This is a genomic window from Streptomyces sp. NPDC057271 (genome assembly GCF_042668715.1).
Classification (GTDB): Bacteria; Actinomycetota; Actinomycetes; order Streptomycetales; family Streptomycetaceae; genus Streptomyces.
This window is the reverse complement of the sequence record NZ_JBHUYJ010000017.1, coordinates 15,285-26,514: the sequence shown is the minus strand read 5'-3', so window position 1 is coordinate 26,514 and position 11,230 is coordinate 15,285. Positions and strand designations below refer to the sequence as shown.

Genomic DNA, 11,230 nt, shown 5'->3' with positions numbered 1-11,230 from the left:
CCGTGCTCTCGTGAGGGGGGGCGGGGCATGTCCCGCCCCCCTCTTCACGCCCATTAGAATTGACCCCAACACCCGGCACGACCGCCGGGTGGTGACCCGAGGAGCCACCCTTGGCTGCTGAGCTGCACGTCGAGCTGGTCGCCGCGGACCGGAGTGTCTGGTCCGGCGAGGCCACCCTGGTCATCGCACGTACCACCTCCGGCGACATCGGCGTCATGCCCGGCCACCAGCCGCTGCTCGGTGTGCTGGAGTCGGGCCCGGTGACCATCCGTACCAGCGAGGGCGAGACCGTCGTCGCCGCTGTGCACGGTGGATTCATCTCGTTCGCCGACGACAAGCTGTCTCTGCTCGCGGAGATCGCCGAGCTGGCGGACGAGATCGACGCCCAGCGCGCGGAGCGTGCGCTGGAGCGCGCCAAGTCGGAGTCGGACGCCGCCGCCGAGCGCCGCGCCGATGTCCGGTTGCGTGCGGTAGCGGTCCGCTAGCGGACCGCGCCGAGAGTTGTGCCCTCAGCCGCGGCACGGCTGGAATCATCCAGACCGTGTCGCGGCTGAGGCGATGCAGATGCAGGTCGTATTCGGTTACGCCGGCGATGCCGGTCACGGGACGCAGCGAGGAGGTCGGTGAAGATGTTCCTCGCTCTGCTCCTGAGCGGCCTGGTCGTCGCACTGGTGGTGATCGGGCTCTTCGTCTTCGGCTTGCGCCGCAGGCTGATCCAGCGTGCCGGGGGCACCTTCGACTGCTCCCTGCGCTGGGACATCCCCGAGGAGCAGGACCTTCCCCCTGGCTCCACCGGGGGGACCCCCACCGGCAAGGGCTGGGTGTACGGAGTCGCCCGCTACAGCGGTGACGAGATCGCCTGGTTCCGGGTCTTCTCGTACGCCCCCCGCCCCCGCCGTGTCCTGGAGCGCTCGGCCATCGAGGTCCTGGAGCGCCGGATGCCCGAGGGCGAGGAGGAGCTCGCGCTGCTCTCCGACGCCGTGATCCAGGGCTGTATGCACCGGGGCACGCGGCTGGAGCTGGCGATGAGCGAGGACGCTCTCACCGGCTTTCTCGCCTGGCTCGAAGCGGCACCCCCCGGCCAGCGAGTGAATGTGGCCTGATCGGCCTCTCGCTGGATGGGGGTCCCCCCGGACGAAGTCTGGGGGAGGGTGAATGTGGCCTGATCGGCCTCTCGCTGGATGGGGGTCCCCCCGGACGAAGTCTGGGGGAGGGTGAATGTGGCCTGATCGGCCCCCGTTGGTTGGGGGTGCCCCCGGGCGGAGCCTGGGGAGAATGCGGCCTGACGTACGCGAACGACGGCGGGGACGGTGTGCTGCACCGTCCCCGCCGCGTCTTTCCGGGCTAGTTCAGCCCGCTGTTGATGGCTCCCACCAGCTCGCCGTTGCCGGTGTCACCGCTGAACTCCCAGAAGAACGCGCCGCCCAGGCCCTGGTTCTTCGCCCAGCTCATCTTGGACGTGACCGTGGCCGGGGTGTCGTAGCTCCACCAGTTGGAACCGCAGTGCGCGTACGCCGTTCCGGCCACCGTGCCGCTGGCCGGGCAGGAGTTCCGCAGGACCTTGTAGTCCTCGATGCCCTGCTCGTACGTGCCGGCCGCCGGGCCCGTCGCCGTGCCGCCCGGGGCGGACTGGGTGACGCCCGTCCAGCCGCGGCCGTAGAAGCCGATGCCGAGCAGCAGCTTGTCGGCCGGGACGCCCTTCGCCTTGAACTTGGCGATCGCCTCGGCGGAGTTGAAGCCCGCCTGCGGGATGCCGGCGTACGAGGTGAGCGGGGAGTGCGGGGCCGTCGGTCCCTGCGCCGCCCAGGCGCCGAAGAAGTCGTACGTCATCACGTTGAACCAGTTCATGTACGGCGCGGCGCCGGCGTAGTCGGCGGCGTCGATCTTGCCGCCCGAGGACGCGTCGGCCGTGACCGCCGCCGTGACCAGGGCGTTGCTGCCGAACTTGGCACGCATGGCCTGCATCATGTTCTTGAACGAGGCCGGGCCGCTGGTGTCGCAGGACAGACCGCAGGCGTTCGGGTACTCCCAGTCCAGGTCGATGCCGTCGAAGACATCGGCCCAGCGCGGGTCCTCGACCAGGTCGTAGCAGGACTGCGCGAAGGCGGTCGGGTTCTGCACGGCCTGGCCGAAGCCGCCGGACCAGGTCCAGCCGCCGAAGGACCACAGCACCTTGATGTGCGGGTAGGCCTTCTTCAGCTTGCGCAGCTGGTTGAAGTTGCCGCGCAGCGGCTGGTCCCAGGTGTCGGCGACGCCGTCGACCGACTGGCCGGCGGTGTAGGCCTTGTCGTAGTCCGCGTAGGCGTCGCCGATCGTGCACTTGCCGCCGGTCACGTTGCCGAAGGCGTAGTTGATGTGCGTGATCTTGGAGGCGGAGCCGGACGTCACGATGTTCTTGACGTGGTAGTTCCGGCCGTAGACACCCCAGTTGGTGAAGTAGCCCAGCTTCACGGTGTCACCCGGCGGCGGCGGGTCGTCGCCGCCCGTGGTGCGGACGTTCGCGGCGCCGCTGGCGGGGCCGGTCTGGTCGATGGTGTCGCGGGCGACGACCGTGTAGGCGTAGTCGGTGCCGGCGGTCAGTCCGGTGTTCGTGTACGTGAGTCCGGTGACCGTGGCGATCGTGGCGCCGTCGCGCTTGACGTCGTAGTTCTTGACGCCCTTGTCGTCCGTGGCGGCGGTCCAGGTCAGCTTGACCGAGGTGTCGGTGATGTCGGAGGCGACCGGTGTGCCGGGCGCGGAGGGCGCGTTGTCGCCGGGCTGGCTGCCGCCGTCGCAGGAGCCGCCGTTGACCTTGCAGCCGCTCGGCGCGCCGGAGCCGGAGCCGTTGAAGCCGAAGGAGATGGAGGCGCCCGGGGCGAGGGTGCCGTTCCAGCCGACGTTCTTGGCGGTCCAGTGGGTGCCGGAGCTGGTGACGGTGGCGTCCCAGGCGGAGGTGACCGCGGTGCCGGCGGGGTAGTCCCACTCGACGGTCCAGGAGGAGAGGGTCGTGGTGCCGGTGTTCTTCACCGTCCACTTGCCCTCGAAACCGGAGCCCCAGTCGGAGACCTTGGTGTACGTGGCGGTGGCCGCCGTGGCGGCTTCGGCGGGTGCGGCGAGCCCGACCATGGCGGCCAGGGGCAGGATCAGGGCGGTGAGACCGGCGGCGGCCCGGTGTCTGAACCCTGTTCTGCGCGTCGGTGCTTGAGTGCTCAACGGTGCTCCTCAAGTTGCGGACGGACGAACGAGAGATGGGGGTGGTCCGTGAAGTGCGCGCGCCCCGCGAGCGTAGAAAGGTCTGGACCAACCGTCAAGAGGTCCAGACCAACGTCGACGAGTGTCGTTCAGACACCCAACTCCCGTGCGAGAACCGCAGCTTGGGCTCTGCTGCGGACGCCCAGCTTGCCCAGCACCTTGCTGACGTGCGTCTTCACCGTCGCCTCCGCCATGTCCAGCCGTTCCGCGACCTCCGCGTTCGACAGTCCCTTGGCCAGCGCCGCCAGCACCTCGCGCTCCCGGGGCGTCAACGCGTCCAGCACGGCGGGGTCCGCCGCGCTCCGTGTGGACGCCGGCCCGCGCGGGGACGCGAACTCGGCGATCAGCCGCCGCGTCACGGCCGGGGCGATCAGGCCCTCCCCGCGCGCCACCGTCCGTACCGCCTCGATCAGGTCCTTCGCGTCGGCGTTCTTCAGCAGAAAGCCCGCCGCCCCGGCCCGCAGCGCCCCGAACACGTACTCGTCCAGATCGAAGGTGGTCAGTACGAGCACATCGGCCAGCCCCTCCGAGACGACGAGGCCGGTCGCCGTCACCCCGTCCATCCTCGGCATCTGGATGTCCATCAGGACCAGATCGGGGCGCAGCTCCCGGGCCAGCTCCACCGCGCGCTCGCCGTCGGCCGCCTCCCCGACCACCTCGATGTCCGGCGCGCTGCCCAGGATCAGGACGAGCCCCGCCCGGACAGCGCTCTGATCCTCGGCCACGATCACCCGTACCATGCGGTCGGCTCCTTGTCGTTCGTCCCGACGGGCAGGACAGCCCGCACCCGCCATTCTTTCCGTCCGCCGTCCGAGGTGACCGGACCGGCCTCGAACTCCCCGTCGAGCAGCGCCACCCGCTCCCGCATCCCCACCAGACCCGCTCCCGAGCCGGGGGCGCGGGGCCCGGGCTGCCCGCCGAGCACACTGGTCACGCCCACCGTGAGGGCGCCGTCCGCGCGGCGGCCGAGTTCCACCCGTACCGCCCCCGGCGCCGCGTGCTTCAGGGCGTTCGTCAGTGACTCCTGCACGATCCGGTACGCGGCGAGCCCGACCGGGGCCGGCATCGCCTCGTCGTCCCCGGCCCGGGTGTCGTCGACCGTGAACGTCAGCCCGCTGCTCCGCCCGTTCGCCGCGGCCTGGGCCACCAGCGCGTCCAGGCCGTCCAGGGTGGGCGCGGCCGCCGGCTGCACGTCCCCGCTGCTGTCGCGGAGCAGTCCGATCAGCCGCCGCATCTCCGCGAGACCCTCCACGCTGTTCTCCCGGATCACCGTCAGCGCCTGCCGGGTGGTCCCCGGCTCGTCGAGCGACAGCGCGGCCGTGGAGTGGATCGCGATGGCGGAGAGATGGTTGGCGACCATGTCGTGCAGCTCCCGCGCCATCCGGGCGCGCTCTGCCACGACGGCCTGACTCCGGTCCATCTCGGCGAGCAGCGCGGTCTGCTCGGCCCGGAGACGGGCGGCGTCGGCGGCCTGACGGTGGTTGCGCACGACGGCTCCGGTGACGGCGGGCAGGAACGACACCATGCCCGTGATCAGGCCGACCATCAAGGCGATCGCGTTCTGCCACCAGACGAGGAAGCCGATCGTCACGCCGATCGTGATCAGCCCGGTCGTGTACGGGATGCGCCGGGCGGCGGACGGCGGCCCGTAGACCACGGCCGCGTAGACCAGATCCGTGAACATCAGCACGGTCACGAGGGTGCCGTAGGTGAACTGGTCCGCCACGAGCGCGACCGTGCCGACGACCAGGGCGGTCTGCGGCAACGTGCGCCGCACGGCCTCCATCGAGGCCATCACGACGAGCGGGACCAGGGTCGCCCACCGCGCGGTGATCAGCCGGTCTGTCTGGGTGTGCAGCCCGTAGGACCACATCAGCAGGCCGACGGCGAGGCCGCCGACGGCGATGAGCAGATCGACGCGGTGCGGTCGGGGGAGTGTCACGGTCCCATCCAACACGGCGGTACGGCCCCGGGCCTCGCCACGCGGGCCGATCCGCCCCTCCGCCGAAGGATGTAGTCGTACTTCGTCATCGGCGACGACGATCCGGGCGGAATGCCAAGGGACGCTTGAGGGGAACCGAGAGGGGAGTTCCGCCGTGATCGTCACGCTGATCGTGATCTGCGAGGTCGGCTTCTGGGTACTGCTGGCCGCCGGCCTCGCCACCCGCTATCTACTGAAGATGCCACGGGCGGGCCTGGCGCTGCTGCTGTGCGAGCCGCTCCTGGAGGTCCTGCTGTTCGTCGTGACCGCGATCGATCTGAAGAACGGCGCGGAGCCGAGCTGGCGGCACGGTCTGGCGGCGGTGTACATCGGCTACACCGTCGGCCACGGCCACCGCACCGTGAAGTGGCTCGACGGCCACGCCGCCCACCGCCTGGGCGGCGCGCCGCCGCCGGTCGGCCCGCCGCGCTACGGCAGGGCGCGCGCCCGTCACGAGGGGAAGGTCTGGCTGGGCTCGGTGACCGCGGCGGCGGTCGCGACCGGACTGCTGCTGCTCGCCGTCCGGTACGTCGGCGACACCGGGGACACGCAGTCGCTGAAGGACTGGATCGGCTTCGCCTGGCGGGCGGTCGGCTTCCACGGCCTGTTCGCGCTCAGCTACGTCGTCTGGCCGAGGAAGGCACCGGAGGGAGAGCCGGAGCCATCGCTCCCCGCGCGAGACCGGGACCGGGACCGTGTCTAGCGGTCTCCGCCGGGGACCCGGAGCACGTCCCCGACCTCGATGTTCGCCGTCCTGGCCAGAATGCCGCGTTCCCCGGGGGGCGACCCCCCCCGACCCCCGGCAGGGGCGTGGTCCGGACGTGCGTCTAGCGGTCTCCGCCGGGGACCCAGAGCACGTCCCCGACCTTGTTGTTCGCCGTCCTGGCCAGAATGAAGAGCAGGTCCGAGAGACGGTTGAGGTAGGTCGCCGTCAGGGCGTTCATGGTCTCGCCGTGGACCTCCAGCGCCGCCCACGTCGAGCGCTCGGCGCGGCGGACCACCGTGCACGCCTGGTGCAGCAGCGCCGCACCGGGCGTGCCGCCCGGCAGGATGAAGGAGCGCAGCTTCTCCAGCTCCTCCAGGAAGCGGTCGCAGTCCGCCTCCAGCTTGTCGACATAGCTCTGCTCCACCCGCAGCGGCGGGTACTTCGGGTCCTCGACCACCGGGGTGGAAAGGTCCGCGCCGACGTCGAACAGGTCGTTCTGGACGCGGACGAGGACCTTCACGACCTCCTCGTCGAGCTGCCCGAGGGCGATGGCCGTACCGATGACGGCATTGGCCTCGTTGGCGTCGGCGTACGCCGAGATCCGCAGATCGGTCTTGGCGGTCCGGCTCATGTCGCCCAGAGCGGTGGTGCCCTGGTCGCCGGTACGGGTGTAGATGCGCGTCAGATTGACCATGAGCCCAGCGTAGTGACGCTCCGGCCCTCCGGAACGCCCGTGTGCCGACCGTCACGGCGAGCGCCGCCGGCCCGACGGTCACCTGGACGCCGTGGAGTATGCCCCCGTACGGCGCACCCCCTGGCGTACGCCGTACGGGGGTAGCCGGCCTGTCGCCGGTGTGACGTCCGTCAAACCGGGCGTGACGCGCGTTACTTCACGGTCACATCCCGCCTCCCGCCCGCTAATCTCCGCCGGAGAGTCAGAAGTGAACAGGTGTTGAGGGGTGGAAGACGTGGCCAGGAAGCTCGCCGTCATCGGAGCCGGACTCATGGGGTCGGGAATCGCGCAGGTCTCTGCCCAGGCGGGCTGGGACGTCGTCCTGCGTGACGTCACCGACGCCGCGCTGACCCGGGGCACCGACGGCATCAAGGCGTCGTACGACCGATTCGTCGCCAAGGGCAAGCTGGACGCCGCCGACGCCGAGGCCGCCCTCGGCCGGATCACCGCCACCACCGAACTCGACGCGGTCGCCGACGCCGACATCGTCGTCGAGGCCGTCTTCGAGAAGCTCGAGGTCAAGCACGAGATCTTCCGCTCCCTCGACAAGATCGCCAAGGACGGCGCGGTCCTCGCCTCCAACACCTCCGCCATCCCGATCACCAAGATCGCGGCCGTGACGGAGCGGCCGGAGGCCGTCGTCGGCACCCATTTCTTCTCGCCGGTGCCGATGATGCAGCTCTGCGAGCTCGTCCGCGGCTACAAGACCAGCGACGCCACCCTCGCCGCCGCTCGGGAGTTCGCCGAGTCGGTCGGCAAGACCTGCATCGTCGTCAACCGCGACGTCGCCGGCTTCGTCACCACCCGCCTCATCTCCGCGCTGGTCGTCGAGGCCGCCAAGCTCTACGAGTCGGGCGTCGCCACCGCCGAGGACATCGACATCGCCTGCAAGCTGGGCTTCGGCCACGCCATGGGCCCCCTCGCCACGGCGGACCTCACCGGCATCGACATCCTGGTGAACGCCACGAGCAACATCTACACGGAGTCCCAGGACGAGAAGTTCGCGCCGCCGGAGCTGATGCGCCGGATGGTGGACGCCGGTGACATCGGCCGTAAGAGCGGGCAGGGGTTCTACGAGCACTGATCGCCGGAAATCGATCGGCATTCACCCCACCGGGTGAATTCGGTATCAGTTCGCTTACAAGGCGCAACGCTTCTGCGCCGACGACAGTCAGTTGATGAAAAGACGGAGCACCCTAGGGGAGCGCATATGCACATCAGGGGCGACCATGTCGAGCTGGTCGTCGGGGGCCGCCTCGACGTCCGGAGCGCGGCGGACGCCCGTACGGTCCTGCACTCGGCCGTCGACGACGGAGTCGGCGACCTCGTGCTCGACCTGACCGGTCTCGACTCCTGGGATGCCACCGGGCTCGGGGTCATCATGGGCGCGCACCGCAGGGCCGGCCGCTGCGGACGGCGGCTCGTGCTGCGTGGTGTGCCGCCCCAGATGCAGCGTCTGCTCGTGGCGACCCGGCTGCACCGCATCCTCGCCATCGAGGGCGGCCTCGCCGCGGAGTCGCTGCCCCGCGTCTGACCCGCGCCCCGCGCGCGGGCGGGGCGGGGCGGGGCGGGGGCGGACCGCGGCGCGAATCGACGCCGTACCGGCTGTGAAGCCGCTGTGAGAAACCGGCGTCCCGGGCCAATCCTTAGCGGACCGTGACGTCTTGGGCGGGGTGGCACCCCGCCTGTTCCCGGATACTCGTGGAACGTCTAGGGTTCGGTCGCCCGCACATTGACGAACCCACCCGGCGGGCACCGGACCAGAAGCGACAGCGCGCGTGCAGATCGGCCGGAGGGGCTTTCCGTACGCACCGCTTTTGGGGGGCTTGAATCATGGACCCGATGAACCGGGAGCCGGAAGAGCACGGCTACGACCACGAAGGCGACGACGTCCGCGGTGGCCTCCTGCCCGAACGCGGCCCGGCCACACCCGCCCGCGTCCGCACCGCCCGCGTCGTCTCGGGCGACCTGCTGCTGACCGTCAACCCCGTCGACGGCAGCGAGATCGAGGCCTGCCCACCGGGAGAAGAGCCCGAGCCGCCCCGCCGCCGCACCGCCCAGGAGCGTGCCGAGGCCGCGCGCGCGGCCACCCCGCCCGTACCGCCCGGCCCCGCCGCCCCGCCGCTGCCCCTTCTCGAACGGCAGGAGGAACACGAGCGGCTCGTGCAGCTCCTCGGCCGCGGCCGCTCCGTCCGGGTCACCGGCCCCGCCGGCTCCGGCCGCACCGCACTCCTCGACGCCGTCGCCGCCGACTGCGCCGACCTCGCACCGGACGGTGTCGTACGGCTCTCCGGGCACCACCGCACCGCCACCGAGCTGCTGTACGAACTCCACGCCACGGTCCAGCACGCCCCGGACCACCGGCCGGACCGCGCCGGCCTGCTCGCCCTGGTCCACGACATCGGCGCCGTCGTGGTCGTCGACGACCTGGAGCTCGGCGGCGCCGCGCTCGACGAACTCCTCGCCGCCGCCCCCGAATGCGCCTTCCTGCTCGCCGCGACCCCCGACGTCCCGGCCCCCTCTCCCGACGCCCACCTCGAAGAGGTCGCGCTCGCCGGGCTCGGCCGCGCCGCCTCCCTCGCGCTCCTGGAGCGCGCCGTCGACCGGTCGCTCACCGACGACGAGGCCAACTGGGCCGGCGACCTCTGGTTCGAGTCCGAGGGCCTGCCGCTGCGCTTCGTCCAGGCCGGCGCCCTCCTCCGGCAGCGCGACCGGCTCCGGGTCACCCCGGCCGAGTTCGACGCGTTCGGGGCCCAGGAGGAGACCGTCCCCGCCGAGTTCGACGCCTTCGGCGCCCTCGACGACGCCTTCGGACCGAGCGCGGACGGTTCCACGACCCCGGCCCCGCAGGACTCCGTCGACGTCGAGCTGCGCGAGATACCCCTGCCCAGCCTCGGCGAGGGCGCGGCTCCGGCCGCCCTGCTCGCCTCCCGGCTCAGCCGCTCCGCCCAGGACACCCTGCGGTTCGCCGTCGCCCTCGGTGGCGAGGTGCCGCACCAGGCCCACCTGCCCGCCCTCGTCGGCGACACCCACGCGGACGCCGCCCTCGGCGAACTCATGGCCTGCGGACTGCTGACCCCGGTCGGCACCCGCTACCGCCTCGCCGCCGGCATCCTCACCCAGCTCGTCGCCCACGGGTACGACGAGGACGCCACCGCTCGCGCCCACACCGTCGCCCAGCACTACGCATGGTGGGCCGGACACCCCTCGGTCACCCCCGCCCGCGCGGCAGCCGAGTCCGACGCCGTCCTCGCCGCCCTGGCCGCGCTCGTGCCCGGTTCGGACCCCGAACACCCCGCCACCGCCGTCCTGCTCGCCCGCAGCGCCGCCCCGGCCTTCGCCGCGGGACTGCACTGGGGCGCCTGGGAGCGGGTGCTGCGCGGCGGCCAGGAGGCCGCCCGGCTGGTCGGCGAGGTCGCCGAAGAGGCCTACTTCCACCACGAGTTGGGCATTCTCGCGCTCTGCGCCGGAAACCTGGAGCGGGCCCGCGCCGAACTGGAGGCGTCCGTCGGCATGCGCGGCGTCCTCGCCGACAAGCGCGGCACCGTCGCCGGACGCCGAGCCCTCGCCCTGGTCGCCGACCGCAGCGGTGGGCCGCTGGGCGGCGACGGCGCGCCGCCCGCCGTGCGCCCGGAGGAGTCCGTCTCCCCGCCGCGCGGCATCCCCAAGGCCGTCGCCCCGCCCGCCGTGCCCCGCCCCGTCGTCCCGCGTTCCGCCGCCGCGGCCAAGACCGCCCCGATCCCCGCCGCCCCGACCCCCGCCTCCCGGATCCCCGCCTCCCCGATCCCCGCCTTCCCGGACTTCGCCGACGAGGGCCCGACCCTCATCTCCCGCCCGGACACCCGGCCGGGCGAGCAGGGTCCGAAGCGGGGCGGCCGTTTCGGCATCGTCGCCGGGGCCCGCCGTAACCTGGTCGCGGTCGGCACGGGAGCGCTCCTGGCCGCCGTGCTCGGCACGGTCGTGACCATCGGGGCCACCTCGGGCGAAGCCCAGGATCCGGGCACCGGGCGGGTCACCTCCGACCGTACGGCCGACGAGGAGAACGGCGACGAGATCCTCGACGCCGACGAGCCGACCGAGGGCACCGCGGACCGCCCCTCGGACAGCGCCTCCCCCACGCGGTCGGGATCGGCGAGCCCGAGCACGCCCGGCACCTCGGGCACCCCGTCCGCGCCGGCGTCCGGTACGCCGAGCGCGTCGACGTCCCCCACGACGGGGACCCCGTCGACGACGCCTCCGCGACCGACGACGAGCCCGACACGGACGACGTCGCCGAAGCCGACCCCGTCCACCAAGCCGCCGACGACCGAGCCCACGGACCCGCCGACGACCGAGCCGTCGACCACGCCTTCCACGACGCCGTCGACCACACCGACGACCGGGGGCGAGAGCAGCCCCAGCAACTCGGCCTCCGGCGACTCCACCGGTACACCGGCCTGACACGACGACGGCCCCGGGGGGGTTTGCCGCCACCAAGGGAGCCGACGGACCCGTACGTTTTGGAGAAGTCTTAGAACCGACGCAATTTTTTTTTTTCGAGTTCGCGCATTTCGCCATCATCGAGGAACACCGCGTCGAC

General features: G+C 72.0%; 10 protein-coding genes. 6 read left to right on the top strand and 4 right to left on the bottom strand.

Annotated features, from left to right (window positions below; genetic code table 11):
- The first annotated feature begins 110 nt into the window (after nt 1–110).
- On the top strand, nt 111–485 hold the full coding sequence (locus ACFUJR_RS11220; protein WP_355107918.1) for a F0F1 ATP synthase subunit epsilon: 375 nt from the start codon (nt 111–113) through the stop codon (nt 483–485).
- Between the two features lie 144 nt (nt 486–629).
- The gene (locus ACFUJR_RS11215) at nt 630–1,103 is read left to right on the top strand and encodes a DUF2550 domain-containing protein (protein ID WP_383165272.1); all 474 of its coding nucleotides are present in this window, start codon (nt 630–632) and stop codon (nt 1,101–1,103) included.
- Between the two features lie 241 nt (nt 1,104–1,344).
- On the opposite strand, the gene ACFUJR_RS11210 is transcribed toward ACFUJR_RS11215, so the two are convergent.
- The 3 genes from ACFUJR_RS11210 to ACFUJR_RS11200 all read right to left on the bottom strand — a co-directional run bounded on the left by ACFUJR_RS11210 (nt 1,345) and on the right by ACFUJR_RS11200 (nt 5,173).
- Nucleotides 1,345–3,192 carry a glycosyl hydrolase family 18 protein gene (locus ACFUJR_RS11210; RefSeq protein WP_383165275.1) on the bottom strand — a complete coding sequence of 616 codons (1,848 nt, stop codon included), beginning with the start codon at nt 3,190–3,192 and terminating at the stop codon, nt 1,345–1,347.
- A 128-nt stretch (nt 3,193–3,320) separates the two neighbouring features.
- Entirely contained in the window at nt 3,321–3,971 is a 651-nt protein-coding gene (locus tag ACFUJR_RS11205) for a response regulator (protein WP_383165277.1), read from the bottom strand.
- A complete protein-coding gene (locus tag ACFUJR_RS11200) occupies nt 3,959–5,173 on the bottom strand; it encodes a sensor histidine kinase (protein ID WP_383165280.1) in 1,215 nt (404 codons plus the stop codon). Before ACFUJR_RS11200 ends, ACFUJR_RS11205 begins: the two co-directional genes overlap by 13 nt.
- Nucleotides 5,174–5,327: 154 nt before the next feature.
- On the opposite strand from ACFUJR_RS11200, the gene ACFUJR_RS11195 reads away from it, so the two are divergent.
- Entirely contained in the window at nt 5,328–5,915 is a 588-nt protein-coding gene (locus tag ACFUJR_RS11195) for a hypothetical protein (protein ID WP_383165283.1), read from the top strand.
- A gap of 124 nt (nt 5,916–6,039) precedes the next feature.
- Here ACFUJR_RS11195 and ACFUJR_RS11190 read toward each other — a convergent pair whose 3' ends face one another.
- Nucleotides 6,040–6,612, bottom strand: a complete 573-nt coding sequence (locus ACFUJR_RS11190; protein ID WP_383165285.1) for a cob(I)yrinic acid a,c-diamide adenosyltransferase — start codon at nt 6,610–6,612, stop codon at nt 6,040–6,042.
- 274 nt (nt 6,613–6,886) lie between these two features.
- On the opposite strand from ACFUJR_RS11190, the gene ACFUJR_RS11185 reads away from it, so the two are divergent.
- From ACFUJR_RS11185 to ACFUJR_RS11175, 3 genes are all read left to right on the top strand, one after another.
- On the top strand, nt 6,887–7,735 hold the full coding sequence (locus ACFUJR_RS11185; RefSeq protein ID WP_383165288.1) for a 3-hydroxyacyl-CoA dehydrogenase family protein: 849 nt from the start codon (nt 6,887–6,889) through the stop codon (nt 7,733–7,735).
- Nucleotides 7,736–7,861: 126 nt separating this feature from the next.
- Entirely contained in the window at nt 7,862–8,185 is a 324-nt protein-coding gene (locus ACFUJR_RS11180) for an STAS domain-containing protein (protein WP_024761898.1), read from the top strand.
- A 299-nt stretch (nt 8,186–8,484) separates the two neighbouring features.
- On the top strand, nt 8,485–11,091 hold the full coding sequence (locus ACFUJR_RS11175; RefSeq protein ID WP_383165291.1) for an ATP-binding protein: 2,607 nt from the start codon (nt 8,485–8,487) through the stop codon (nt 11,089–11,091).
- The last annotated feature ends 139 nt before the right edge of the window (nt 11,092–11,230 follow it).